A 25,871-nucleotide genomic window follows, 5' to 3' on the forward strand; every position below is an offset into this window, starting at 1 on the left:
CCACCGATGAGCACCGTCCGCGACGACCTGGAGCGCCGCCTCGCCCTGATCGAGGAGCCGGCGAGCCGCCACGTCTTCACCAAGCTCTACCCGGAGGCCGCCCGCGCCGCCGCCGACGCGTCGGACGCCCGCCGCAAGGCCGGCCTGTCCCTGGGCGCCCTCGACGGGGCCATCGTGTCGATCAAGGACCTGTTCGACGTGCAGGGCGAGGCGACCACCGCCGGCTCGTCGCTGCGCCGCCGGGCCGAGGCCGCGCTCGAGGATGCGCCGACCGTCGCCCGCCTGCGCCGCGCCGGCGCGGTGATCGTCGGAAAAACCAACATGTCCGAGTTCGCCTTCTCGGGCCTCGGCCTCAACCCGCATTGGGGCACCCCCGGCAACGCCGCCGATCCGAGCCTGGTGCCGGGCGGCTCGTCCTCCGGAGCCGGCGTCTCGGCGGCACTCGGCACCACCGACATCGCGATCGGCACCGATACCGGCGGGTCGATCCGCATCCCGGCCTCGCTCAACGGCGTCGTCGGCTTCAAGCCCACCGCCCGCCGGGTGCCGCTCGCCGGTGCCTTCCCGCTCTCGCCCTCGCTCGATTCGATCGGCCCGCTCGCCCGCTCGGTCGAGGCCTGCGCCGCCACCGATGCGGTGCTGGCCGGCGAGGAGTATCGCCCGCTCACGGCGCTCCCCTTGCGCGACCTGCGGATCGGCGTGCCCCGCGGCCTCCTCTTCACCGAGACCGAGGCGATGGTGGCGCAGGCCTTCGAGGCCGCCCTCTCGCGCCTGAGCGGAGCCGGCGCGCGGGTCCACGACACCGCCTTCGACGACCTTCTCGGCCGCATGGCCGAGGCGACGGCGGCGGGCCCGATCGCCGCGATCGAGGCCGCGGAGATCCATGCCGACTGGCTCGACGCCGAGGCCTCGGCCTTCGACCCGCGGGTGCATGCCCGCATCACCCGCGGCCGCACCGTGACGGCGGCGGCCTATATCCGGATGATGCGTTCCCGCGCCGGCCTGATCGAGGCCGGCGACGAGCGGCTCGCCCCCCTCGACGTGCTGGCCCTGCCGGCGACCGCCATCACCGCACCGAGCATTGCCGCGGTGGCGGAGGACGACGCCGAGTTCTCGCGCCTCAACCTCCTGATGCTCCGCAACACGATGGTGGGGAACCTGTTCGACCTGACCGGCATCTCGCTGCCGCTCCCCGGCCAAGCCAAGCCCGTCGGCCTGATGCTGCTCGCCCGCCACGGCCACGACCGGCGGCTCCTCGAGATCGCCGCGGGGGTCGAGGCGGCGTTGCGGGGGTGAGACCCCGTTCGATTCGGTCCTGATGCAAGGGCTGGTTGCGGAACGCCGGACGGCGACGTCCTTCGATCCAACCGTCCTCGCGAGATCCCAACAAAAAAGCACCGCGAGCCGTCCCGGGCCCGCGGTGCCGGACAGGGGCCGAGCGGTGGATTACGCCGCCTGGCAGCCCAGATGTGCCGCCACGGTGGTGACCCGCGAACCGACCATCTTCACGGCGTCGCGCAACTCGTCGCTGCTGACGCCGAAGTGATCGGCCCAGTAGGCGCGGTCGTCCGGGCAATGAATATCGATGTGCTGGGCGAAACGAGGCTTGAGACCGTCCTGGGAGGCGGACATGGATTTTCCTCGACTGTCGAATGAGCCAGTAGCCGCTGGCGCGGGACGCTCGGCGTCGCGTCTCTGAACAACGCCCGAATGACGGGAAAGTTGCCGGCTCGCCGCTCTGCCCGCCGCCGTCGGAGACGGTGGCCGGTGGGTGCGCTGGTGGGAATCGCGCGGGGCTGATACCCGCTCCGGTCGTCCGATTCCCCACTCGTCCAGGACTCGACCATGCCCCGTTTCCGTCCCGCCCTCGCGGCACTCCTGCTCGCGACCGTCTCCCTCGCCGGTCCCGCCATCGCCCGCGAGATGCCGCAGGGACCGGCGAACCAGACCACGGCGCCGCCGGCCGCCTCCATCAAGGCCAACGTGGTGATCCTCGCCACCGGCGGCACCATCGCGGGCGCGGGGGCGGACGCCACCAACAGCGCGACCTACCAGGCCGCCAAGGTGCCGGTGGACAAGCTGATCGCCGCGATCCCGTCCCTCGGGGAACTGGCGAACGTCCGCGGCGAGCAGGTGTTCCAGATCGCCTCCGAGAGCTTCACCAACGCGCAGCTGGTGCAGCTCGCCAAGCGGGTCTCCCAGCTCCTGAAGCAGGACGACGTCGACGGCGTGGTCATCACCCACGGCACCGACACCCTGGAGGAGACCGCCTACTTCCTCGACCTCGTGGTGAAGAGCGACAAGCCGATCGTCGTCGTCGGCTCGATGCGCCCCTCGACCGCGCTGTCGGCCGACGGCGCCCTCAACCTGACCGACGCCGTCGCCACCGCGGCGAACCCGGCCTCCCGGGGCAAGGGCGTGCTGGTGACGATGAACGACGAGATCCAGGCCGGCCGCGACGTGACGAAGCGCGTCAACATCAAGCCGAGCGCGTTCTTCAGCCAGTGGGGCCCGCTCGGCATGGTGGTCGAGGGCAAGACCTACTGGTTCCGCGCGCCCGTGAAGCGGCACGGGACGTCGTCCGAGTTCGATATCGACACGATCGACACCCTGCCGGAGGTCGCCATCGTCTACGGCTCGGGCAACATGAACCCGGCCGCCTACACCTCGGCCGTGCAGGCCGGCGCCAAGGCGATCGTCAACGCCGGCACCGGCAACGGCTCGGTGGCGGGCTACCTCGTCGACACCCTGAAGGACCTTCGCGCCAAGGGCACGATCGTCATCCGCTCCTCGCGCGTCGGCGACGGCTTCGTTCTTCGCAACGCCGAGCAGCCCGACGACAAGTACGACTGGGTGGTGGCCCACGACCTGAACCCGCAGAAGGCCAAGATTCTCGCTGCCGTCGCAATGACCAAGACCAGCGACACCAAGGAGCTGCAGCGGATCTTTTGGGAGTACTGACAAAAATTTTTCTTTCGATAAATATCTTCGCTCTTCGATGGAACCGACCAGAAAATCGAAAGGCGTCGAAGAACGATCGAAAATCTTACGGGTCGATCGAGACATGGCACTCGAGATCGACCCGTTGACGGTGATCGCGACCTTCGAGCGAAGGACGGTCGCTGCCGGTAGGACCTGCCTCGGGATTCGTTGCGAGTTGCGAGCCTGACCGTGCCGGTACCGGACAGGTCGGAGTCGACCCGACCTGTTTCAGCCTGCCATCTCCTTGAGATGAGGGGCTGGCATCCTCCCCGGGCGGCACCGTCGCCGCCTGGGACATCCGCGTGACGAATCCAAGTCGTGAAGCTCCCGTCCGCCGGATCGTGCTGGTGGCGAATGTCGCGGCGGGCTCCCTGGTCGATGGCGGCCTGACGCCCGACGCCCTTCGCAGCCGCCTCGAAGCGGCAAGCCTCACGGTCGTGCCGGAGGCGCGCCCGGACGCGCCGCTGCCGGAGCGGCTGGCGGCCGCGGCCGAACTCCCGGGCATCGACGCCGTGGCGGTGGCCGGGGGCGACGGGACGCTGGCCTGTGCGGCGCAGGCGCTGACCGGCCGAGAAGTCCCGCTCGGCATCCTGCCGCTCGGCACGATGAACCTTCTGGCCAAGGATCTCGGCCTCCCCCTCGACCTCGATGCGGCGATCGCCGTCCTGGCGACCGGCACGATGCGGGCGATCGATGCCGGCGAGGTCAACGGCCACGTCTTCCTGATCAACTCGGTGCTCGGCCTCCCGGCCCGGATGGCCCGCCACCGCGAGGCCAAGCGCGGGCGGATGGGATTTCTCGACATGGTGCGCATGGGAGCCGGCCTCCTGCGCCATCTCGGGCGCTACCCGCGGGAGCGCGCCGTCCTGACTATCGCGGGTGAGACCCGCCGGGTGCGCTTCCGGACGCTCGCGGTCGTCTGCGGCGACTATCGGGAAGGGTTGGGCCAGGTTCTCTCGCGCGCGGGCGTCGACGGCGGCCACCTCACGCTCTACCTCGTCGAGACCCTGTCGGCGGCGCGGCTCGTGCGGCTCGGGCTCGGTTTCGCGATCGGCGAGTGGCGCCGGCTGCCCGACCTCGAACGGCACGAGACCGACGCCCTGACGCTCGATGCCCGCAAGGCCCTGCGGGTCATGAACGACGGAGAGGTCGTGCTGATCGCCCCACCCCTGCGCTACCGCCTCCGCGCCTCCGCCCTCCGCGTCCTCGTGCCGGCGGAGGAGCCCCGGTGAGGCGGATCGCCCATATCTCGGACCTGCATTTCGGCCGTACCGACCCCGCGGTGGTGGAAGGCCTGGTGGCGGAACTGACCCGCGACCAGCCGGACCTGATCATCATCTCGGGCGACTTCACGATGCGGGCCCGCACCCGGGAATACCTGGAGGCGAAAGCCTTCCTCGACCGGCTGCCGCATCCCTGGATCGCCGTGCCGGGCAACCACGACATTTCGCCGTTCCGTCTCTGGCAGCGCTTCTTCCATCCGTTCCGGCGCTACAAGCGCTACGTCGCGCCCGAGACCGAGCCGGTCTTCCAGGACGACGAGATCGCGGTGATCTGCCTCAACACGGTGCGGACCTGGGCGCCGGAGACCGACTGGTCGCAGGGCAAGATCACCCGGGCGCAGATCCGTCGCACGGAAGCGAAGCTCGACGCCCTGCCGCCCGGGCTGTTTCGCATCGTGGTCGGCCACCACCCCTTCATGCCGCCGCCCTGGGACGAGGAGGCGCGCCTGGTCGGCCGGGCCGACGAGGCCCTCGACGCCTTCCAGCGCCACGATGTCGGGCTGACGCTGGCCGGCCATCTCCATCGCGGCTATGCCCGCTTCGCCGAGCCGACCCCGGACGGCCCGAAGGCGGAACTCGACCGGCCGGTGGCCGAGGCGAGCGCCCGGCGCCTACTCGCGGTCCAGGCCGGCTCCGCCACCTCGACGCGGCTGCGCGGCAACGAGCCCAACGCCTATAACCGCATCATCGTGGAGAACGGGGTCGCCACCGTGCAGGTGCGGCTGTGGACCGGCACCGATTGGTGCGACGCCGCCGAATCCGGCGCGGCGCGCTGCGCCGCGAAGGAGTGAGGCCAGGATCCTGCGTCTAGATCGTCGAGATCGTCCCGGCCATCACCGCCGTCACCTCGATCTCGACCTTCATCTCCGGCCGCAACAGCCCGGCGACCACCACCAGCGTCGCCGCCGGGCGGATCTCCCGCAGCACCCGGCCGCAGACGGTGAGCACCGCCTCGGCGTCGGCGCGATCGGTGAGGTAGTAGGTGGCGCGCACGACGTGCTCCAGCGACGTGCCCGCCTGTTCGAGCACGCCCGCGATGGTGCGCCAGCACGCCTCGGCCTGGGCGCCGGCCCCCTCCGGCATCGTCATCGTGGCGTAATCGTAGCCGGTGGTGCCGGCCACGAACACGAAGCCGTTCTGCACCACCGCGCGGGAATAGCCGTAGTCCCGCTCGAAGCTCGACCCGCCGTCGATCCGCCGCCGCATGCCCTGCCCTCCCGATTCGTGAGAGAGAGCATGGCGCGTCAGCCGACCTCGCTCCAGCCCGAGAATCCGGCGAGCGGTTCCTGGTCGTAGGCCGCCATCAGCGCCCGCATCGCGCCCTCGTCGCGCAGGCGGTCCTCCCTGGCCAGAGCCGCCAGCCCCTCGAAGAAGCCCTCGCGGTGGAGCGCCGGGGTGAAGGTCAGGGTGAAGCGCACGGGCTCGTCGCCGCGATTGGCGAAGGCGTGCGGCTCGCCGGGGCGCACCAGCACGAAGTCGCCCGGTCCGGCCGTCACGTCGCGGTCGTTCAGCCGCAGGGTCAGCGCGCCCTCATGCACCTCGAACGCCTCGGTGAGCCGGGCGTGACGGTGCAGCCCGGCCCCCGGCGAGCGGGCGGCCAGGGTGACGGCGTAGATGCCGATCGCGTCGCCGGTGGCGTCGCTGCGGGCGAGGTAGCGCACCTGCATCCCGCCGATCGTGGCGCCGGTGCCGGGTTCGGGTTTGTCCATGGTGGAGCTCCTGACTGTGAGCGCCGGAGACAACGCCGCTTCAGGGTTTGAGGATGCGGATCAAGGTGACCATCGCGCCGATGATGGCGACGGTCTGCAAGCCGACCGCACCGATCATCCACTTGGCAAGCTCGGCCCGAGTTTCAGAGAGCTGCGCCTTGAACTCAGAGCGCAGATTCTTCTCCATCCCCTGTAGATCGCCGGCGAAGGCCTTGTGGTCGGCACGGAGAGCAGCGAATTCGGTACGCAGGCTCGTCTCGACCCCTTTGATCTCGGCACGCAGGCTCGTCTCGACCTCTTTGATCTCGGTACGCAGGCTCGTCTCGACCTCTTTGATCTCGGCGCGCTGGCCCGTCTCAACGGCCTTGATGTCAGCGCGAAGAGCTGCCTCCGACGCTTTCACGTCCGATTTCGTCGCGAGATCGCCCTGTACCGCATCGGAAATCGCCTCGGCGAACCCTTCCGCCTGATCTGGCGGCAGCTTCGCCTTGTCCCGCAGGGTGCGGGCGAGCTTCAGCGTATCGAAGGCGACGGCAGTCATGCGGCGTACCCGGGCACGCGATCGTACCGCAATCGAAGATAGCACCTCGACCGTTTCACCGCCATCCTTCCCCAACGTAAAAAGCCCCGCCCGGATCGCTCCGGGCGGGGCTCGTCATTCACTCAGGCCGTTGAGGTCTCAAGCCTTACTCGGCCGCAACCTTATGGGCCTGCGACCCGTCGGTATAGGTCTCGGCCTTCAGGCGCTGGCCCGGGGCGGCGCGGCCCGGCAGCGGCGGCAGGGCCTTGGCCTTCTCAAGATCGATGCCGGCGCCTTCTGCGACGCGGCGGCCGTAATCCTCGTCGGCGTGCCAGAAATGCCAGACCATCCGGAGCTGGATCGCCTCGGGGCATTCCTTCATGTCGGCGATGAGGTTGGCGATCAGGTCCTCGCGCTCCCACTCCTCGAAGGAGCGGTAGCGCACGCCGGCCTGGGTGTAGTCGTCCTCGGTGCGGCTGGTCTGGTAGCGGCCGAGCTGGCCCTCGACCGGCTGGTGGTACTCCTTCGCGGGCTTGGGCGCCTCGCGCAGACCCTGACCGATCGTGCTCGGCTCGTAGTTGATGTGCTTGTTCTCGCCGACGCCGTCGACATAGAACGTCATCTGGCCGTCGCGCTGGTTGGTGGCGGTCTTCACGCCCGGGGCCGGCGCGTTGATCGGCAGTTGCAGGTAGTTCGGGCCGACGCGGTAGCGCTGGGTGTCCGAGTAGGACAGGGTGCGCCCCTGGAGCATCTTGTCGTCCGAGAAGTCGATCCCGTCGACCAGCACGCCGGTGCCGAAGGCCGATTGCTCGACATCGGCGAAGAAGTTGTCCGGCACCCGGTCGAGCACCATGCGGCCGCAGGGCAGAAGCGGGAACTGGTCCACCGGCCACAGCTTGGTGTCGTCGAGCGGATCGAACGACAGGTGGTCGTTCGGGCCGTCCGGCATGATCTGCACCGCGAACTCCCATTCGGGGAAGTTGCCGGCGGCGATGTTGTCGTACAGGTCCTTGGTCGCATGGCCGACGTCGCGGCCCTGGATCTCGGCGGCCTGGGCCGAGGTCAGGTTGCGCACGCCCTGCTTGGGCGTCCAGTGGAACTTGCAGAGATGCGCCACGCCCTGGTCGTTGACCAGCTTGTAGGTGTTGACGCCCGAGCCTTCCATCTCACGGTAGTTGGCCGGGATGCCCCAGGGCGACTTCAAGTGCGTCACCATGTGGATCGACTCGGGATGCGCCGCCACGAAGTCGAAGAAGCGCCAGGCCTCCTGGCGATTGGTCACCGGATCCGGCTTGAAGGCGTGGATCATGTCCGGGAACTTGATCGCGTCCCGGATGAAGAAGACCTTCAGGTTGTTGCCGACGAGGTCCCAGTTGCCGTCGACGGTCTTGAACTTCACCGCGAAGCCGCGCGGATCGCGGGCGGTCTCGGGGCTCTCCTTGGCGCCGGCGACGGTGGAGAAGCGCACGAACATCGGCGTCTTCACGCCGGTCTCGTTGAGGACGCGGGCGCGGGTGTACTTGGAAGCCGGCTCGCCGCCGATCGTGCCGTAGGCCTCGAAATAGCCGTGGGCGCCGGCGCCGCGGGCATGGACCACGCGCTCGGGGATCCGCTCACGGTCGAAATGGGTGATCTTCTCGATGAACTGGTAGTTCTCGAGGGTCGCCGGGCCACGCTCGCCGACCGTGCGCAGGCTCTGATTGTCGCGGACCGGATGGCCCTGGCGGGTCGTCAGGATCGGGCGTTGGTCGCTCATGGAAACTCCTCTGACGTGCAGGCGCGGGGTGCCCGAACGAAACCCCTCCGGGGACACCGCGCGAGGACCGCTCACATGGGGTGGGTGGGCTCGCAGCCCAACACCCTGGAACTGGTCTCGCTCCAACGTATGACCCCCGCATGACCCGAAAACAAATGCATCGTTACGAAGTTTGCGATAGACGCAGCCTATGAATGTCTCGGGCCTGTCCCTGCGGGATCTCGAATACGTCGTGGCGGTGGCCGAGGAGGGCCATTTCGGCCGCGCCGCCGAGCGCTGCGCCGTCAGCCAGCCGACCTTGAGCGTGCAGGTGCGCAAGCTCGAGGAGTTCCTGGGGATCGCCCTGTTCGAGCGCGCGAACCGCCGGGTGCTGCTGACGCCGGGCGGGCAGGCGGTGGTGCGCCAGGCCCGGGCCGTGCTGGCTGAGGCGCGGGCGCTGCTGCTCGTCGCCCGCGAGGGCGGCAGCGGGGAGAACCTGCGGGGCCGTCTCGTCCTCGCGGCGATCCAGACGCTCGGGCCCTACCTGTTTCCGAAGGTGCTGCGGGACCTGCGCGAGGCCTTCCCGGATCTCGCCCTCGCCCTCAGCGAGGGGCGAACCGCCGAGATTCTGGATGCCCTGCGCGAGGGCCGGGTCGACGCCGCGCTCGTGTCCCTGCCGGTCCCGGAGGCCGGGCTCGCGGTCGTGCCGTTGTTCGACGAGCCGTTCCTGCTCGCCTGTCCGGCCGAGCATGCCCTGGCCACCGGCCCGGCGCCGCGGGCCGGCGACCTCGCCGGCACGGACCTGCTGCTCCTCGACGAGGGCAATTGCCTGCGCGACCAGGCGGCGGCGGCGTGCGGCGCCGGCCCGGCGAGCGGGCGCCACGCCACCAGCCTCGAGACCCTGCGCTCGATGGTGGCGGCGGGCGCCGGCTACACCCTGCTGCCGGCGCTCGCCGCCCCGCCCGGGCCGGACCCGACCGGCCTCACGATCTGCCGGGGCTTCGGGCCGGAAGGCCCCCGGCGCACCATCGCGCTCGCCTGGCGGGCGAGCGATCCCCGCGGCGAGGGGCTGGCCGAGCTCGCCGCCTTCTTCCGTCGGCATGCGCCGCACGCAACGCTGCCCCTCCGTCAGCCGGTTGCGGCCGGTGCTCGCGGCGACAGGGACGCGATTTCCGTATAGCGCCACGGCGCAACGCCGCGTCGGCCAGGGCCCTCGCGGCGATTCCCCGCCACACTGCGTCTGGATCCCATGACCTCCGCCTCGCCGGCCTCGTCCCGCCCGCTCGTGCAGAGGGCGGCCCTGTGGGCGGGTCTCGTCCTGGCATCCGGCGCCCTGGCGGCCCTGTTCCAGCTCGCCGGCTTCCCGGCCGCCCTCCTGCTGGGACCGATGCTCGCAGCCATCGCGTTCGGGGTGCGCGGCGCTTCCATCCGGGTGCCGAAGGTCGGCTTCCAGGCGGCGCAGGCGACGATCGGATGCCTCGTCGCCCACGCGGTCAACGCCTCGATCGTCGCGACCCTCCTGGAGGACGGGCTCCTGATCCTGGCGGTGGTCGGCGTCACCGTGGTGGCCTCGGCGATGACGGGCTGGATCCTCACCCGCATCCGCCTTCTGCCCGGCACCACCGCGGCCTGGGGCTCGTCGCCCGGCGGTGCCTCCGCCATGGTGGCGATGGCGGAGGAGTTCGGCGCCGATCCGCGCCTCGTCGCCTTCATGCAGTATGTCCGGGTCGCCTGCGTGGCGCTCACCGCCTCGGTGGTGGCGCGGCTGCTGGCCGGGGGCAACGGCGCGCTGCCGGGGGCCGGCATGGAGCCGGCGCCGCTCGCGGTCCTCGCGACCCTCGCGGTAGCCGGGCTCGGCGCCTGGGCGGGCCTGCGCCTGCGCGTCCCGGCCGGCGCCATGATCGGCCCGCTGGTGCTCGGCGCCGCGCTCCACGCCACCGGGCTCGTCGGCATGGTCCTGCCGTCCTGGCTTCTCGCGCTGGCCTATGCGGGCATCGGCTGGACGGTGGGCCTGCGCTTCACCCCCGCCACCGTGCGGGCGACGATCCACGCCCTCCCGGCGGTCCTGGTCGCGACCTTCGGGCTGATCGGTCTCTGCGGCATGTGGGCCTGGGGCCTCACCTTCCTGCTGCCGATCGACCTCCTGACCGCCTATCTGGCGACGAGCCCGGGCGGCCTCGATTCGGTGGCGATCATCGCCGTCGGCACCCATTCGGACGTGTCCTTCGTCCTGGCGGTCCAGACCCTGCGGCTCCTCGTCGTCATCGTCACCGGGCCGCTGGTGGCGAGATGGATCTCCCGGAGCGCCGGAGAGGTCCGCTAAGCCCGTCTGCGTCGTCAGGCCTGCCCGGCACAGACGCTGCCGTCCCGCTTCGTCATCCTGGGGCCGCGCGGCCCCAGGATGACGCGGCGAGTGCCAGTCCGGTCGGCCCACTCGGACAGGCTCAGAGGCCGATCGGCACCTGTCAAGCTCGCATCCCGCAACGAAACCCGCTATTCAGCGGCCTCCGAGGCGGCTCTCGCCGTCCGTTCCAGACATGACGTAAAGCCGTGCACGACTACATCAAGAAGATCCTCGGCGCCCGCGTCTACGACGTCGCCATCGAGAGCCCGCTCGACCCGATGCCGCGCCTGTCGCAGCGCCTCGGCGCGCAGGTGCTGCTCAAGCGCGAGGACCTGCAGCCGGTCTTCTCGTTCAAGCTTCGCGGCGCCTACAACAAGATGGCGAGCCTGGCGCCGGAGGCGCTCGCCCGCGGCGTGATCTGCGCCTCGGCCGGCAACCACGCGCAAGGGGTGGCGCTCGCCGCCAAGCGCCTCGGCGTCACGGCGGTGATCGTGATGCCGCGCACCACCCCGGCGATCAAGGTCGAGGGCGTGAAGTCCCGCGGCGGCCAGGTCGTGCTGCACGGCGACGCCTTCGACGAGGCCTACGCCCACGCCAAGACGCTGGAGGCCGAGCAGGGCCTGACCTTCATCCATCCCTACGACGACCCCGACGTGATCGCCGGCCAGGGCACGATCGGGCTCGAGATCCTGCGCCAGCACGGCGAGCCGATCGAGGCGGTCTTCGTGCCGATCGGCGGCGGCGGCCTCGCGGCGGGTGTGGCCACCTTCATCAAGTTCATGCGGCCCGAGACCAGGGTCATCGGCGTCGAGCCGGCGGACGCCGCCAGCATGAAGGCGGCGATCGAGGCCGACGAGCGGGTGGTGCTCGATTCGGTCGGTCTGTTCGCCGACGGCGTCGCCGTGCGCCAAGCCGGGGAAGAGACCTTCCGGCTCTGCCGCCAGTATCTCGACGAGGTGATCACCGTCGACACCGACGCGATCTGCGCCGCGGTCAAGGACGTGTTCGACGACACCCGCGCCATGTCCGAGCCGTCGGGGGCGCTGGCGCTGGCCGGCCTCAAGGAATACGCCGCCCGCGGCGGCCTCGGCTCCGGCGCCCTGGTGGCGATCAACAGCGGCGCCAACCTCAACTTCGACCGGCTGCGCCACATCGCCGAGCGGGCCGAGATCGGCGAGCGGCGGGAAGCCCTGTTCGCCGTCACCATCCCGGAGCGGGCCGGCAGCTACCGCGCCTTCATCCGGGCGCTCGGCCGGCGCGCCATCACCGAGTTCAACTACCGCTACGCGCCGGGCGCCGAGGCGCAGATCTTCGTCGGCGTGCAGCTCTCCGGCGGGCGGGCCGAGAAGGAGGCCCTGGTCGAGGAACTGCGCCGCCTCGGCTACCCGATCGTCGACCTCACCGACAACGAGGTGGCCAAGCTCCACGTCCGCTACATGGTCGGCGGCCGGGTGACCGGCCTCGCCGACGAGCGGCTCCTGCGCTTCGAGTTCCCGGAGCGGCCGGGCGCGCTGCTGAAGTTCCTCGACAGCCTCGGCGTGACCTGGAACATCTCGCTGTTCCACTACCGCAACCACGGTGCCGATTACGGCCGGGTGCTCGCCGGCATCCAGGTGCCGGAGGCCGAGCGCGGCCGCTTCGCCGCGGCGCTCGCGGAACTCGGCTACGAGCATGTCGACGAGACTGACAACGCCGCCTACCGGCTCTTCCTCGACGGGCAGCCGCGAGCGGTGCCGCCCCGAGAGGCGATCGCGGCGCCAGCCGCCTGATCCGGGAACCGCCGCAAAGCCGTCATCCCGCGCGGGCATGACGGCCGCCTTGACGCCGCCGCGCCGCCGGTTCACCTCCGCCCGATGCCTCCGCTCCTCGCCCTGCCCTTCCCCGCCATCGACCCCGTCGCGGTCGCGATCGGGCCCTTGCAGATCAAGTGGTACGCCCTCGCCTACATCGTGGGCCTGGTGGGCGGCTGGTTCTACGCCAAGCGCCTCGTCTCGGCGCCCTCGCTGTGGGGCGCGGTGCGCCGGCCGACGCCGCTCGACATCGACGACCTGATCGTCTGGGTCGCGCTCGGCGTCGTGCTCGGCGGGCGGATCGGCTATGTGCTGTTCTACAACCTCGCCGCCTACCTCTCCCACCCAGCCGAGATCCTGGCGATCTGGCGCGGCGGCATGTCGTTCCACGGCGGCTTCCTCGGGGCGGTCCTGGCGCTGGTCCTGTTCTCCCGCCGCCGCGGCCTCAACACCTACGCGATGCTCGACCTCGCCTCGGTGGTGGTGCCGATCGGGCTGTTCTTCGGCCGCATCGCGAACTTCGTGAACGGCGAGTTGTGGGGCCGGCCGGCGCCGGACTTTCCCTACGCCATCGTCTTTCCGAACGGCGGCCCGCTGCCGCGCCATCCGAGCCAGCTCTACGAGGCCGTCGCCGAGGGGCTGGTGCTGTTCGTCCTGATGGCGATCGCGGTCCGCCGCGTCGGCTTTCGCCGGCCCGGGCTGCTCGGGGGCCTGTTCGTCGCCGGCTACGCCATCGCCCGCACCACCTGCGAGTTCTTCCGCGAGCCCGATCCGCAGCTCGGCTTCCTGTTCGGCACCCATGTCGAGGCGTTCGGCGGCGGCATCACCATGGGGATGCTGCTCTGCGTGCCGATGCTGATCGTGGGGGCGATCTTCATCGTTCGCGCCCTGCGCGGCGACACCCGGCCGCGGGCCCGGCTCGCACCGGATGCCGCCGAGCCCGGGTCGTCCGAGGCGACATCCGCGTGAGCGGGACGCCGCTCCTCGGCGAGTTGCGCCGCCTGATCGCCCACGAGGGGCCGATCTCCGTCGAGCGCTACATGGCGCTCTGCCTCGGCCATCCGGTCCACGGCTATTACCGCACCCGCGATCCCCTCGGCGCGGCCGGCGACTTCACCACCGCGCCGGAGATCAGCCAGATCTTCGGCGAGCTTCTCGGCCTCTGGACCGCGGAGGTCTGGCACGGCCTCGGCCGGCCGGAGGCGTTTCGACTCGTCGAGCTCGGCCCCGGCCGCGGCACGCTGATGGCCGATGCCCTGCGCGCCCTGCGCGCCGCCGCCCCCGATTGCCTGGCGGCGGCCGAACTGCACCTCGTCGAGACGAGCCCGGTGCTGCGCGCGGCCCAGGCCCGGGCGCTCACGGGCGCCGCCCCGACCTGGCACGACGGGATCGATACCCTGCCGGGCGGCCCGATGATCGCGCTCGCCAACGAGTTCTTCGACGCCCTGCCGGTGCGCCAGTACCAGCGCACCGCGCGCGGCTGGTGCGAGCGCCGGATCGGCCTCGGGCCCGACGACGCCCTTGCCTTCGGCTTGAGCCCGGATCCGACGCCCGAGATCGCCGCGGACAGGGCGGACGGCGCGATCCTGACCCTGCCGGCCGTCGCCCTCGACCTCACCCGGCAGCTCGCCGGCCGGCTCGCCCGCGAGGGCGGGGCGCTCCTCGCCATCGATTACGGCGACCTCTACGGCGGCACCGCCGACACGCTCCAGGCGGTGGCCCGGCACCGTTTCGCCGATCCCCTGGCCGCCCCCGGCGAGACCGACCTCACCGCGCAGGTCGATTTCGCCGCGCTCGCCCGCGCCGCCGCGGGGGAAGGCGCCGTGGTGCACGGGCCGGTGACGCAGGCCGACTTTCTCCTCTCGCTCGGCCTTGCCCAGCGGGCGGAGCGCCTCGCTGCCCGGGCCGATTCGGCCCAGGCCGCCGCCGTCAGGGCCGGGGCCGAGCGCCTGACCGACCGGGCGACCCGCGGCATGGGCCACCTGTTCAAGGTGATGGGGCTCGCCGGCCCGAACCAGCCCGCGCTTCCCGGTCTCTAGATTCCCGCTTTCGACACGATTGCCGGGCGATGGTGCGGAATGCCCCGTGAGGACGACTCCGCCATGGTCATCGACGCGCCCGCCCTGCAGCTTCCCGGCATCCGCCACGCCTTCTTCACCCGGCAAGGCGGGGTGTCGGAGGGACTCTACGCCTCTCTCAACGGCGGCCTCGGCTCGGGCGACGATCCCGAGCGGGTGCGCGAGAACCGCCGCCGCATGACCGAGCGCCTCGGGCTGCCCCCCGAGAATCTGGTCAGCCTCTACCAGATCCACTCGGCCGAGGCCGTGACGGTCGAGGCGCCCTTCCCCGAGCGTCCCCGCGCCGACGCGATGGCGACCCGGGTGCCGGGTCTGGGGCTCGGCATCCTCACCGCCGATTGCGGGCCGATCCTGTTCGCCGATCCGCAGAATCGCGTCGTCGGCGCGGCCCATGCCGGCTGGAAGGGCGCCCTCACCGGCGTGATCGAGGCGACGCTCGCGGCCATGGAGGGCCTCGGCGCCGATCGCGCCCGAACCGTCGCCGTGCTCGGCCCGACGATCGGGGCTTCCGCCTACGAGGTCGGGCCGGAATTCCGCGAGCGGTTCGAGGCGGCGGACGCGGAGAATACCCGCTACTTCGCCGCGAGCCCGGAGCGGCCCTCCCACAGCCTGTTCGACCTGCCCGCCTACATCGTCGCGCGGCTGCAGCGCGCCGGGATCGGCACCGTGGCCGATCTCGGCCTGTGCACCTACGCCGACCCGGAGCGGTTCTTCAGCTACCGCCGCACCACCCATCGCCGGGAGGGCGATTACGGCCGCCTCGTCTCGGCGATCACGCTTGCCCCCGACGCCGCCCGCTAACGTCGCCTCCTGACGTGGCGCCCTGCCCTGCCGCGGGTGCGATTCCGCACGCGAATCGCCCGCATTAGGGCGTCGTTCGGCATTCGTTAGGATTGCTGGGGCAAGCGTAGAAAAAAAATATGTGCGCGGATGAACCTTGGCCGTTCGCGCGCGTTAAGGGGGATAAGGAGCCAAGGGAATGCTCGCGATGAACAGCCGTTAAGGCCGCGGTGAAACTCACCAGCGTTGTCGCGAGGACACAGCTTTCACCGGGCTGCCGGGGTATGTCGAAGACACTGCTTCGGATGACCACCGACCCGAAAACGGGCGTGGCCGCCGCCGCATAGTAGGAAGGACCAGTTTCCCATGAAGTCGCTTCTCAAGAGCGCTACCGCCCTCGCCGGCATCCTCGTCGCCGGTTCGGCCCTCGCCGCCGACCTGCCGCGTCGCGTGGCCCCGCCGCCGGTCTTCACCCCGGTGCCGGTCTTCACCTGGACGGGCTTCTACGCCGGTTTCAACGCCGGTTACGGCTTCAACACCGCTGACACCCGCGCCCCGACCGTGATCGGCGTGCCGGCCGGCACCACCGCCGCCAACAGCGTGTTCATCAACCAGTTCGGCCAGCCGGCCACTGGCGTCGTCGCCTTCGGCAACCGCAACAGCAACGACGGCTTCGTCGGCGGCGGCCAGATCGGCTACAACTACCAGTTCACCCCGGGCTCGGGCGTGGTCGTGGGTATCGAGGCCGACGCCCAGTACGTCGACTTCGGCCGCAGCCGCAACCGCTTCGCCTTCGCCACCGTCGCCGGCGGCGGGATCGCCCCGGGCACCCAGGTGTTCAACCCGAACGGCATCTCGGGCCTCGACTTCTTCGGCACCGTCCGTGGCCGCCTCGGCTACGCCTGGGACCGCACCCTCGTGTACGCCACCGGCGGTTTCGCCTACGGCTCGGGCGGCGGCCAGGACTTCGGCCTGCCGAACAGCTCGCGCGACAACTTCCAGACCGGCTGGGTCGTCGGCGGCGGCGTCGAGTACGCTCTGCCCACCGACTCGTTCTTCAACTTCTTCCGCTCGTCGGCCGTGACCCTCAAGGTCGAAGGCCTGTACGTGAACCTGGATCAGGGCAACCGCAACAACGGCGTGTTCGCCCAGACCGCCAACGGCACGCAGTACTCGGTGTTCTCGCCGGGCGTCGTGTCGGTCGGCCCGGCCAACCTGTACCGTCGCGAGACCGAGTTCGCGGTCGTCCGCGCCGGCCTGAACTACAAGTTCAACGGCTTCTAGTCTGAACTTTCCGTCCCCGGACGGAGCGGAGCCCGGCCTCACGGCCGGGCTCTTTTTTGTGATCAGGCTCCCGTCGGGACCTTCACGCTGAACTTCACCTCGCGCAGGGCGAAGTTCGAGTGGATCTGCTGCACCGCCGGGCAGGAGAAGACCGCTTCCTGCAGGAAGCGCTCGTAGTGCTGCGCGTCCCGCACCACGACCCGCAGCAGGTAATCGGCCTGGCCGGTGGTCGAGAAGCATTCCAGCACCTCGTCCCGGGCGCCGACCACGCGCTCGAACTCCGCCACCCCCTCGCGGTCGTGCTTGGCGAGGGTGACGTGGGCGAAGACGCATTGGCCGTGGCCGAGGGCCGCCGCATCGACCAGGGCGACGTAGCCGCGGATGATGCCGCGCTCCTCCAGCGCCTTGAGGCGGCGCCAGGTCGGCGAGGTCGATAGCCCGATCCGTTGCGACAGGTCCTGCACCGACAGGCGGGCATCGTCCTGCAGGGCGTCGAGGATCGCGCGCTCGAAGCGGTCCGGCGGCACTCCGCGTTCAGGCATGGGCGTGTCCCGTAACGGTGATTTCACGTCCTTTCGTACCTCTGTCAGTGCTTGAACGGAAGCAGACAGGCAGGTTCTCCCCTAAGTTGCGGCATAGGCTGGTGCCCGAGGAGATCCCGCCGATGCCCGAGCTCGACCGCGCCTACCGCCTCGACGACCGCTTCGACCGCAGCGTCGGCCGGGCCTACATGACGGGGACGCAAGCGCTGGTGCGGCTGCTCCTGGCCCAGGCCGCGATCGACCGGCGCGACGGGCTCTCCACCGCCGGCCTCGTCTCCGGCTATCGCGGCTCGCCGCTCGGCGCCGTCGACCAGGAATTGTGGAAGGCGAAGGAGCGCCTCGCGGCCGCCGGCATCCGCTTCCAGCCCGGCATCAACGAGGATCTCGCGGCGGCGGCCCTGCTCGGCAGCCAGCGGGTCGCCCTCGATCCGGCCGCCACCGTCGAGGGGGTGTTCGGCCTCTGGTACGGCAAGGGCCCGGGGGTCGACCGCTCCGGCGACGCGCTCAAGCACGGCAACGCCTATGGCAGCTCGGCGAAGGGCGGCGTGCTGGTCGTGGCCGGCGACGATCACGGCTGCGTCTCCTCGTCGATGTCGCACCAGAGCGACCTCGCGCTCGCCGCCTGGCACATGCCGGTGATCCACCCCGCGAGCCTCGCCGAATACGAGGCCTTCGGCCTCTGGGGCTTTGCCGCCTCGCGCTTTTCCGGCGCCTGGGTCGGGTTCAAGGCGATCTCCGAGGTGGTGGAGGGCGCCGCCTCGATCGACCTCGCACCGCTTCCGACCTTCGCGATTCCGGCCTTCACGCCGCCGCCCGGCGGCCTGCACATCCGCTGGCCCGACCTGCCGAGCCTCGCCATCGAGGCGCGGGCGCTCGAGAAGCTCGACGCGATCCGGGCGTTTGCCCGCGCCAACCCCCTCGACCGGCTCGTGGTAGCGCCGGAGCGTCCCCGCCTCCTCGTCGTCACCGTCGGCAAGGCCCATGGCGACGCCATGGAAGCCTTTCGTCTCCTCGGCCACGATCCTGAGTCCCTCGTCGCCCACGGCATCGCGGTCCTGAAGGTCGGCCTCGTCCATCCCCTCGACGTCGCGGGCATCGCCGCGCTCGCCGCCGGGGTCGAGACCGTGCTGGTGGTCGAGGAAAAGGCGCCGCTGGTCGAGCGCCAGCTGCGCGACGGGCTCTACGACCTCGCTCCCGAGCACCGGCCGCGCATCCTCGGCAAGCGCGACGGCGCCGGGGCGCCCCTGGTGCCGGAGGTCGAGGAGCTGCGGCCCTCGCGCCTGACCGCGATCCTGGCGGCCCGCCTCGACGCCATCGGTGTGGCGGCGCGGGTGCCGCAAGCGCCGTCCCTGCCCGCCGCCCCCGGACCGCTCCCGGTCCGCACGCCGTATTTCTGCTCCGGCTGCCCGCACAACACCTCGACCCGCGTGCCGGAGGGCTCGCAGGGCCGGGCCGGCATCGGCTGCCACTTCATGGCGAACTGGATGGAGCGCGACACCACCGGCATCGTGCCGATGGGCGCCGAGGGGGTGGATTGGACCGGACAGGCGCCGTTCACCCGCCAAGCCCACGTCTTCCAGAACCTCGGCGACGGGACCTACTTCCATTCCGGCCACGTCGCGATCCGGCAGGCGATCGCGAGCGGGGCGAACATCACCTACAAGATCCTCTACAACGACGCGGTGGCGATGACCGGCGGCCAGCCGGTCGACGGGGTGCTCACCGTCCCGCAGATCACCCGCCTGGTCAGCGCCGAGGGCGCGGCCCGCGTCGTGGTGGTCTCGGACGATCCCGACAGGGTGGCGCAGGCCGCCGCCCGCGACCCCCTCGGACCCGGTGTCACGCTCCATCACCGCGACGACCTCGACGCCGTGCAGCGGGACCTGCGCGAGACCCCCGGCGTCACGGTCCTCGTCTACGACCAGACCTGCGCCACCGAGGCGCGGCGGCGGCGCAAGCGCGGCCTCGCCCCCCAGCCGGCGCGGCGCGCCGTCATCAACCCCCTCGTCTGCGAGGGCTGCGGCGACTGCCAGAAGAAGTCGAACTGCCTCTCGGTCGTGCCGATCGAGACCGAGTTCGGCGTGAAGCGCGCGATCGACCAGACCGGCTGCAACAGCGACCTCTCCTGCCTCGAGGGCTTCTGCCCGTCCTTCGTCACGCTGGAGGGCGCCACGCCCCGCCGCCGCCCGGGCGTCGCGATCGCCCCCGAGGCGGTGGCGGCCCGCGCCGCCGCGTTGCCCGAGCCCGACGTGGCCCTTGGCCCCGAACCCTACGAGATCCTGGTCGCCGGCGTCGGCGGCACCGGCGTGGTGACGGTCGGCGCCCTCGTCACCATGGCGGCCCATCTCGAGGGGCGGGGCGCCAGCGTCCTCGACTTCATGGGCTTTGCCCAGAAGGGCGGGCAGGTGCTGTCCTTCGTGCGCCTCGCCGCGGACCCGGCCGGGCTGCATCAGGTGCGGATCGACCGCGGCCGCGCCGATGCGGTGCTGGCCTGCGACCTCGTGGTGGCGGCGAGCGCCGACGCCGCGGCGGTGATCGATCCCGCCCGCACCCGCATCGTCGCCAACACCCACGAGATCCCCACCGGCGCCACCCTGCGCGATCCCGATGCCCGCATCGACACGCGGATGCTCGAAGCCCTGCTCGCCCGCCGAGTGAGCGCCGGGGCGCTGAAGACCCTCGACGCCCAGGCGCTGGCCGAACGGCTCGTCGGCGACGCCCAGGCCGCCAACGTCCTGCTCCTGGGCTTTGCCTGGCAATGCGGGCTGGTGCCGGTCTCGCTCGCCGCCCTCGACCAGGCGGTGGCGCTGAACGGCGTCGCGGTGGCGGGCAACCGCCTCGCCCTCGCCTGGGGCCGACTCGTCGCCGCCGACCCGGCTTTCGTGGCGGCGCAAGGCGAGCCGGCGCCCGAGACGGAGCCAGGCCTCGACGCCCTCGTGGCGCGCCGCGCCGCCTACCTCGCCGATTACCAGGACGCGGCCTACGGGGCGCGCTACCGCGACAGGGTCGCCGCGGTGCGGGCGCGGGCCGGCGACGCGGCGGCGGACGCCGTCGCCCGCTCGCTGTTCAAGCTGATGGCGATCAAGGACGAGTACGAGGTCGCCCGGCTCCAGTCCGATCCGGCCTTCCACGCCCGGCTGGCCCGGGAATTCGAGGGCCCGGTGCGGCCGACCTTCCATCTCGCGCCGCCCGTCCTCGCCCGCCCCCGGCCGGGCGAGACCGAGCCGAGGAAGATCGCGTTCGGCCCGTGGCTGCTGCCGGTGTTGCGCGGGCTGTCCGCCCTCAAGCGCCTGCGCGGGACGCGCCTCGATCCCCTGCGGCTGATCGCCGAGCGGCGCGAGGAACGGGCGATCCTGGCCGAGTACGAGGTGCAGATCGACGCGGCGCTCGCCCTCGTCGGCCGGGCCGATGACGACATCCTGCGCGACCTCCTCGCCGCCCCGCAGGCGATCCGCGGCTTCGGCCCGGTCAAGGCGCGGGCGATCGCGGCCTGGCGGACCCGCAGCGCGGCGCTGCTCGCCGCGGTCCGGGCCGGCAACGACGCGGCGCCGCCGCTGTCGCGGGCGGGGTGAGGCGGCGGCCCTGCGTCGGCCGGCCGGATTGCGGCGGGCCGGGCCGTCGCGTAGGCGGGAGGTCAGATCCGTCACGCGCCACAGGTTGTTCGCCCCATGCGCCGCCGCACCCGCTCCCTCCTCGGGACGATCGCGATGATCGCCTTCGTGATCATCTACGCCCCTCTCGCCATGGCGCTCGCCGACAGCCGGATCGCCGAGACCCCCGCGGTGGTGCAGTCCGTGCTCTATGCGATCCTCGGCATCGCCTGGATCATCCCGCTGATGCCGCTGATCCGCTGGATGGAGCGGCCCGACAGCGATCCCGCCTGAGGACGTCGTCACGAACCGGATGGTTCAGGCCGGCTTTTCGCCCAAAATGGCTGCCAGGGACGATGCCGATTCCCTCACGGCGCGCGCCCGCCCCGTGCCTTCCCGCTCGAACCCGCAAGGCAGCCCCAGGCCCATGCGCCACGCGCCCGCGCTCATCCTCCTCGCCGGCCCCCTCTTCCTCGGCCCCCTCTTCGTCGGCCCGTCGACCGGCACCGCCCTTGCGCAGGGCACGCCGCGCTCCGTCGGCGAGTGCGAGCGCATCAAGGGCGACCTCGCCTACAACCAGTGCCTGTCGCTGTTCGGCCCGGCGGCCAAGAACGTGGCGGCCGCCGCCGCCGCGGTCTCCGCGGCGATCCCGCGTCTGCCCCTGCCCCCGGCGCTGGCCGAGGCCGCGACCGGTGCCGAGCCGGCTCCGCGGGGGCGGCGCGGCTGGAACCGGCGCCTGCGCGGCGGCCGCCAGAGCGCGACCTTCGCGGTCATCAGCGGCGGGGGGAGCCGTCACTACCGCCGCCGGCGCCACCGCTGACGGGACCCCTCACGCCACGTTGAGCCGCCGGCCGCGATTCCAGGCCAGGAACGGCACCCCCGAGAGCAGGGCGCGCAACGCGGCATCGGTCTGGAAGAGGCCGTTGACCGAGACCCGCGGCAGGGCGTGCAGGTGGCCGGCGTGGCCGGCGAACAGATGGCCGGGCCGGGTCGTGACCGCGGTGACGTAGCCCGCCTCGCGGGCGAGGGCGAATTCCCGCGCGCCCGCCGAGCCCGGATCGCCGACCGGGTAGGAAAAATGCTCCGGCACCGCGCCGAGGAGGTCGGCAAGGCGTGCCCGCCCCTCGACGATCTCGCGCCGCGCCGTCGCGTCGTCGTGCTTGGCGAGCATCGGATGCGTCAGCGTGTGGGCGGCGAGCGTCGCCGGCTCCTCCCGGGCGAGCGCCCGTAGCTCGCCCCCCGACAGGCACAGCTCCCCGGCGATGGCGCCGGCCTCGATTCCGGCCTCGCCGCAGAGACGGAGCGTCGCGGCCCGCAACCCCTCCTCCGGCCCGGCCCGGAGCGCCCGGTAGGCGAGCGCGAAGGCGGCGGTCTTCTCCGCGTCGTCCGCCGCCGGGAGGTCCAGCCCGACTTCGGGCAACCGCACGCGGCCCAGCGCCCGGATCGCCCGCTCCAGCTCGATCCACCACAGCCGGCCGGTCCCGGTGGCGAAGTCGTGGGTGACGTAGAGCGTCCAGGGTGCGCCGTGCCGGCGCAGGATCGGGGCGGCGTGCTCCCGGTTGTCGCGGTAGCCGTCGTCGAAGGTCAGCACCGCGAAGGGCGGACCGCCCCCGGCGAGGCGCCGCGGCACCTCCGCCAGCGGAACGATCGAGAAACCCCGCTCCCGCAGCACCGTGAGCGTCCGGTCGAGGAAGGCCGGGGTGATCGTGAGCAGCCGGTTCGGTGCATAGGCCCCGCCCTCGTCCGGGCGGACGTGGTGGAAGGTCAGGATCACGCCGCGGCCGCGGGTCGCCGGGCCGAGCCAGCGGTCGGCCCCGGTGGCCGCGATGGTGGCGAAGCCGGTCTGGAACAGGCGGCGGCGGGCGTCGGCGGAGAGCATGCCGGGGAGAATGCCGGCGATCGGCCAAAGCTTCGTTACGGCGTTTGCGGATTCTGCACGCTTGCCAGCTAGGCCATCGGGCAGGCGATTGAGGGCGAGGCGATGGGCGGCACGATGCAACTCGCGGCGGAGGGCGTGGCGGCCGGTCCGGCGCCGGCCCTCGTGCTGGTGCCCGAGGTCTTCTCGAGCCTCACGGCCGCCGAAGCGACCTGGCGCGCCCTCGAGACGGCGCCCGGCGCCGTGATGACGCCCTACCAGCGCTTCGACTGGGTGGCGGCCTGCGCCCACATCCTGCCGCCGGGCGCCCGCCCCTGCCCCGTCCTGCTGCGCGATCCCGCCGGGCGGCCGCTGGCGCTGCTGCCGCTGTTCGTCCACCGCGAGGCCGGCATCCGGGTCGGCCGGGTGATCGGCGGCCGGCACGCCAACTACCACATGCCGCTCTTCGCCCATCCCGAGGCGATGGCCCTGCCGCACGACGCCTACGCCAAGGCTCTGCTCCGCGCCGGTGCCCAGGCGGGGATCGACGTGATCCACCTGCCGGACCAGCCGCGTCTGTGGAACGGCCTGCCGAACCCGCTCGCCCACGGCACCGCCTCCCCGAGCGACGCCTACGGCCTGGCGCTGGAGGCCGATCCCGAGGCGGTGCTCAAGCGGGTGATGAGCGGCGACGCGCGGCGCAAGCTGCGCCAGAAGGAGAAGTGGCTCACGGGCGCCCTCGGCCCGGTGGCGCATCAGGTCGCGGCGGACGACGAGGACGGCGCGGCGATCCTGTCGGCCTATCTCGCCCAGAAGGCGGTGCGCTTCGCGCAGGCCGGCATCAGCGATCCCTTCGCCGATCCGGCGGCGCGCGACTTCCTCGCGGCGGCGCACCGGGCCGGTGCCCTGGAGCTGCACGCCCTGCGCACCGAGGAGGGACGCATCCTCGCGACCTTCGTCGGCGCCGTCGACGCGCGGCGCTTCAGCGGCATGCTGACCTCGTTCGATCCCGACCCGGCGCTCGCCCGGTTCAGCCCCGGCGACCTGCTGCTCCAGGCCCTGATCCGCGACCAGTGCGCCCGCGGGCGCACCGCCCTCGATCTCGGCGTCGGCGAGGCGCGCTACAAGGCGAGCGTCTGCGACGAGACGATCGGCCTCGTCGACGCGGTGCTCCCGGTGAGCCTGCGCGGCCGCGCCTACGGGGCGGCGGCGGAGGCCGGTGCCCGCCTCAAGCGCCGGATCAAGCGCGATCCGCGGCTCTGGGCGCTGGTCGGCCGGGTGCGCAAGGCGCTGGCGCGCACGGCCTGACCGGGAAGCGGGTGGCTCGCTGGAGAACGTCACGATCGGGTTGCAACACAATACACGACACGGGGCGGGGGGGCCGCCAAGCTCCCTGGCCCATCGTCGGCCAACCCCTTTCCCGGATCTCCTTCCGCTGACGCTCCAGTCGTCCGGGACAGGGGCGAGCCTCTCGGAACGCCTGCATGCCGGCATCCACTTGGTCGGAAAATGCTCTAATCCACCCGCGTCCAGAGCTGCTTCTTGCAGATCAGCCCGCCGAGCACGCAGCCCGACAGTTCGAGCACGTTCGGCCCCTTCATGGCGAGCTTGCCCGAATAGGTCTTGCCGTCGCGAAAGTTGTAGAGCGAGCCCTCCCAGCCCTCGCCGGACGGGCGCATGTCCCGGGTCAGCGCGACGCCGACCAGAGTGCGGCCGCGCTGCCCCGCGTCCGGGTTGTGGACGTCCTTGGTCTCGCCGGCCATCACCTTGGCGATGGTGCCGCAATAGCCCGCGCCGCAGCGGGCGATGCGGATCTGCGAGTCGCCCCCGGGCGTGAGCCAGAGGCCGACGGGCTGGGGACCCGCCTGCGCGTGGGCGAGCACGGGCGCGCAGGCGAGAAGGGCGGCGAGCAGGACGGGACGCAACGGCGCGGGCTCCGGGTTGAGGCGAATCGCGAAGTCCCCGACCTAAGCAGACTTGCGTTGGCAGGCCAACGCTTCGCCCGCTTAGGTTCTTGTCGTGGCGCAGATTCTTGCCGCCGAACCGGTGTCCGCTTCGGCGAAACCTGCTCGGCGCCTCCGCCCCCGTCCCGCCATGCGGTCAGGCGCCCGGACGCCGCGTCATGCCACGAGCTCCGGGAACGGCACGATGGTGGATTTCACCGTCTTCATCGCCATCGCGTCCTGCACCGCCTGCGACACGCCCTCCTGCGTGAACGGATAGACCGTCTGCATCTCGAGCCACGGATACTTGTCCCGGGCGCGGTAGAGCATGTCGACGCCGAGCGGCAGGTCGTTGCCGGTGAAGGCCCAGGAGCCGAGCACGTTGAGGTCCTTGGAACAGATCCGGTGCCAGGAGGTCTCGATCTTCCCGGCATCCGTGAACTGGCCCATCTCCACGTAGGTGCCGCCGTCGCGCAGGAACTCGATGCCCTCCGGCCCCGCGCTCGGGTGGCCCGAGCAATCCATCACCAGATCGGCGCCGAAGCCGCCGACGATCTCGCGCACCGCCGCGATGCGGGCCTCGGGCGTCGTGACCTTGGTGATGTCGACGGTGGCCTCGGCGCCGAACTTGCGGGCGAGCGCGAGGCGCGGCTCCTCCGGGGCGCCGACGCAGATCACCCGGCCGGCCCCCATCTCCTGGGCGGCCGCCACCGCCAGGATGCCGATCGGGCCGGAGCCCTGGATGACGACGGTGTCGCCCCACTTGAAGCCGCCGGCCTTCGTCGCCCGGTTGAAGGCGCGGATGCAGGAGGTCAGCGGCTCGGACAGCGCGCCGAGGCGCAGCGACATGTCGTCGGGCAGCTTGTAGACCTTGGTGCCCGGCAGCATCTCCAGGTCGACATAGACGTACTCGGCCCAGCCGCCCCACAGGTGCGGCGCCTTGTCGAAGCCGAGATAGCGCCCGTAATAGACCGGCGTCAGGCACTTGTTGGCCTGTTCCGGATAATGGACGCAGTAATAGCAGTGCCCGCACGGCATCAGCGGCGGGATCATCACCTTGGAGCCGACCTGGAGCGGCTTCTCCATGAAGTCGGCGGTGAACTCCTCGCCCTTCTCGACGATGACGCCGCCGATCTCGTGGCCGAGCGTGAACGGCCACGGCAGGGGCTTGGGCCAATGGCCCTTGAGGATGTGCTGGTCGGTGCCGCAGACCCCGCAGGCGCCGACCTTGATCAGGGCGGCCTTGCGGGGAACCTTCGGCCACGGCACCGATTGGATGACGGGTTCCGCCCCCGGGCCCGCGAACGTGGCCACGCGGATCTCAGGCTTGCTCATCGGCGCTTCCTCGACTGGCGGTTCTGGCGCGGCGCGGGGCCGCGCGCCGGATCGTTGGCGTCCGGCCTCCCCCACCCTAGCACCGTATTCGATTTGCGCAT

The 25,871-nt window shown here is 71.6% G+C and carries 24 protein-coding genes; 15 read left to right on the forward strand and 9 right to left on the reverse strand.

Annotated features, from left to right (window positions below; translation table 11 throughout):
* The first annotated feature begins 6 nt into the window (after nucleotides 1-6).
* Nucleotides 7-1,296 (forward strand): amidase, encoded by a 1,290-nt coding sequence (locus tag miv_RS16275; protein ID WP_207177821.1) that lies wholly within the window; start codon nucleotides 7-9, stop codon nucleotides 1,294-1,296.
* Nucleotides 1,297-1,446: 150 nt separating this feature from the next.
* Here the strand turns inward: miv_RS16275 and miv_RS16280 are convergent, their stop codons facing one another.
* Nucleotides 1,447-1,632 carry a DUF3606 domain-containing protein gene (locus miv_RS16280; RefSeq protein ID WP_207177822.1) on the reverse strand — a complete coding sequence of 62 codons (186 nt, stop codon included), beginning with the start codon at nucleotides 1,630-1,632 and terminating at the stop codon, nucleotides 1,447-1,449.
* Nucleotides 1,633-1,845: 213 nt separating this feature from the next.
* Between miv_RS16280 and miv_RS16285 the strand changes: the two genes are divergently transcribed.
* From miv_RS16285 to miv_RS16295, 3 genes are all read left to right on the forward strand, one after another.
* A complete protein-coding gene (locus miv_RS16285; RefSeq protein ID WP_207177823.1) occupies nucleotides 1,846-2,961 on the forward strand; it encodes an asparaginase in 1,116 nt (371 codons plus the stop codon).
* A 323-nt stretch (nucleotides 2,962-3,284) separates the two neighbouring features.
* Nucleotides 3,285-4,214 (forward strand): diacylglycerol/lipid kinase family protein, encoded by a 930-nt coding sequence (locus miv_RS16290; RefSeq protein ID WP_207177824.1) that lies wholly within the window; start codon nucleotides 3,285-3,287, stop codon nucleotides 4,212-4,214.
* Nucleotides 4,211-5,056, forward strand: coding sequence for a metallophosphoesterase family protein (locus miv_RS16295; protein WP_207177825.1), 846 nt, complete (start codon nucleotides 4,211-4,213; stop codon nucleotides 5,054-5,056). Before miv_RS16290 ends, miv_RS16295 begins: the two co-directional genes overlap by 4 nt.
* Nucleotides 5,057-5,072: 16 nt before the next feature.
* Here the strand turns inward: miv_RS16295 and miv_RS16300 are convergent, their stop codons facing one another.
* The 4 genes from miv_RS16300 to miv_RS16315 form a co-directional block, all read right to left on the reverse strand.
* A complete protein-coding gene (locus miv_RS16300) occupies nucleotides 5,073-5,471 on the reverse strand; it encodes a RidA family protein (protein WP_058618752.1) in 399 nt (132 codons plus the stop codon).
* 38 nt (nucleotides 5,472-5,509) lie between these two features.
* Nucleotides 5,510-5,974 carry a cupin domain-containing protein gene (locus tag miv_RS16305; RefSeq protein ID WP_207177826.1) on the reverse strand — a complete coding sequence of 155 codons (465 nt, stop codon included), beginning with the start codon at nucleotides 5,972-5,974 and terminating at the stop codon, nucleotides 5,510-5,512.
* Nucleotides 5,975-6,014: 40 nt separating this feature from the next.
* Nucleotides 6,015-6,515, reverse strand: coding sequence for a CCDC90 family protein (locus miv_RS16310; protein ID WP_207177827.1), 501 nt, complete (start codon nucleotides 6,513-6,515; stop codon nucleotides 6,015-6,017).
* 145 nt (nucleotides 6,516-6,660) lie between these two features.
* Nucleotides 6,661-8,250, reverse strand: coding sequence for a catalase (locus miv_RS16315; RefSeq protein ID WP_207177828.1), 1,590 nt, complete (start codon nucleotides 8,248-8,250; stop codon nucleotides 6,661-6,663).
* Between the two features lie 190 nt (nucleotides 8,251-8,440).
* Here miv_RS16315 and miv_RS16320 point away from each other — a divergent pair, with 190 nt between their 5' ends.
* The 7 genes from miv_RS16320 to miv_RS16350 all read left to right on the forward strand — a co-directional run bounded on the left by miv_RS16320 (nucleotide 8,441) and on the right by miv_RS16350 (nucleotide 16,505).
* Nucleotides 8,441-9,409, forward strand: coding sequence for a LysR substrate-binding domain-containing protein (locus miv_RS16320; protein WP_207177829.1), 969 nt, complete (start codon nucleotides 8,441-8,443; stop codon nucleotides 9,407-9,409).
* A gap of 69 nt (nucleotides 9,410-9,478) precedes the next feature.
* Nucleotides 9,479-10,552: an AbrB family transcriptional regulator gene (locus miv_RS16325; RefSeq protein WP_207177830.1), complete on the forward strand. Its 1,074-nt coding sequence runs from the start codon at nucleotides 9,479-9,481 to the stop codon at nucleotides 10,550-10,552.
* A 227-nt stretch (nucleotides 10,553-10,779) separates the two neighbouring features.
* Nucleotides 10,780-12,342, forward strand: a complete 1,563-nt coding sequence (ilvA, locus tag miv_RS16330; protein ID WP_048425987.1) for a threonine ammonia-lyase, biosynthetic — start codon at nucleotides 10,780-10,782, stop codon at nucleotides 12,340-12,342.
* Between the two features lie 84 nt (nucleotides 12,343-12,426).
* The gene (gene lgt / locus miv_RS16335) at nucleotides 12,427-13,332 is read left to right on the forward strand and encodes a prolipoprotein diacylglyceryl transferase (protein WP_207177831.1); all 906 of its coding nucleotides are present in this window, start codon (nucleotides 12,427-12,429) and stop codon (nucleotides 13,330-13,332) included.
* A complete protein-coding gene (locus miv_RS16340) occupies nucleotides 13,323-14,402 on the forward strand; it encodes a class I SAM-dependent methyltransferase (protein WP_425312987.1) in 1,080 nt (359 codons plus the stop codon). Before lgt ends, miv_RS16340 begins: the two co-directional genes overlap by 10 nt.
* A gap of 63 nt (nucleotides 14,403-14,465) precedes the next feature.
* Complete coding sequence (gene pgeF / locus miv_RS16345) at nucleotides 14,466-15,242, forward strand: peptidoglycan editing factor PgeF (protein ID WP_207177832.1); 777 nt, start codon at nucleotides 14,466-14,468, stop codon at nucleotides 15,240-15,242.
* A gap of 345 nt (nucleotides 15,243-15,587) precedes the next feature.
* Nucleotides 15,588-16,505, forward strand: a complete 918-nt coding sequence (locus miv_RS16350) for an outer membrane protein (protein ID WP_058618742.1) — start codon at nucleotides 15,588-15,590, stop codon at nucleotides 16,503-16,505.
* Between the two features lie 62 nt (nucleotides 16,506-16,567).
* On the opposite strand, the gene miv_RS16355 is transcribed toward miv_RS16350, so the two are convergent.
* A complete protein-coding gene (locus tag miv_RS16355) occupies nucleotides 16,568-17,047 on the reverse strand; it encodes an Lrp/AsnC family transcriptional regulator (RefSeq protein WP_207177833.1) in 480 nt (159 codons plus the stop codon).
* 122 nt (nucleotides 17,048-17,169) lie between these two features.
* Between miv_RS16355 and miv_RS16360 the strand changes: the two genes are divergently transcribed.
* The 3 genes from miv_RS16360 (at nucleotide 17,170) to miv_RS16370 (ending at nucleotide 21,457) form a co-directional block, all read left to right on the forward strand.
* Nucleotides 17,170-20,619, forward strand: coding sequence for an indolepyruvate ferredoxin oxidoreductase family protein (locus miv_RS16360; protein ID WP_207177834.1), 3,450 nt, complete (start codon nucleotides 17,170-17,172; stop codon nucleotides 20,617-20,619).
* A 96-nt stretch (nucleotides 20,620-20,715) separates the two neighbouring features.
* Complete coding sequence (locus miv_RS16365; protein ID WP_058618739.1) at nucleotides 20,716-20,931, forward strand: DUF2842 domain-containing protein; 216 nt, start codon at nucleotides 20,716-20,718, stop codon at nucleotides 20,929-20,931.
* Between the two features lie 133 nt (nucleotides 20,932-21,064).
* On the forward strand, nucleotides 21,065-21,457 hold the full coding sequence (locus tag miv_RS16370) for a hypothetical protein (RefSeq protein ID WP_207177835.1): 393 nt from the start codon (nucleotides 21,065-21,067) through the stop codon (nucleotides 21,455-21,457).
* Nucleotides 21,458-21,466: 9 nt separating this feature from the next.
* Here miv_RS16370 and miv_RS16375 read toward each other — a convergent pair whose 3' ends face one another.
* The gene (locus miv_RS16375; protein ID WP_207177836.1) at nucleotides 21,467-22,516 is read right to left on the reverse strand and encodes a polysaccharide deacetylase family protein; all 1,050 of its coding nucleotides are present in this window, start codon (nucleotides 22,514-22,516) and stop codon (nucleotides 21,467-21,469) included.
* A gap of 102 nt (nucleotides 22,517-22,618) precedes the next feature.
* On the opposite strand from miv_RS16375, the gene miv_RS16380 reads away from it, so the two are divergent.
* Entirely contained in the window at nucleotides 22,619-23,800 is a 1,182-nt protein-coding gene (locus miv_RS16380; RefSeq protein WP_244748550.1) for a GNAT family N-acetyltransferase, read from the forward strand.
* 206 nt (nucleotides 23,801-24,006) lie between these two features.
* Here miv_RS16380 and miv_RS16385 read toward each other — a convergent pair whose 3' ends face one another.
* Both miv_RS16385 and miv_RS16390 read right to left on the reverse strand, forming a co-directional pair.
* A complete protein-coding gene (locus miv_RS16385) occupies nucleotides 24,007-24,417 on the reverse strand; it encodes a DUF2147 domain-containing protein (RefSeq protein WP_207177837.1) in 411 nt (136 codons plus the stop codon).
* A gap of 195 nt (nucleotides 24,418-24,612) precedes the next feature.
* The gene (locus tag miv_RS16390; protein WP_048431351.1) at nucleotides 24,613-25,770 is read right to left on the reverse strand and encodes a zinc-binding dehydrogenase; all 1,158 of its coding nucleotides are present in this window, start codon (nucleotides 25,768-25,770) and stop codon (nucleotides 24,613-24,615) included.
* Between the last annotated feature and the right edge of the window lie 101 nt (nucleotides 25,771-25,871).

The organism is Methylobacterium indicum, assembly GCF_017347565.1.
GTDB lineage: Bacteria > Pseudomonadota > Alphaproteobacteria > Rhizobiales > Beijerinckiaceae > Methylobacterium > Methylobacterium indicum.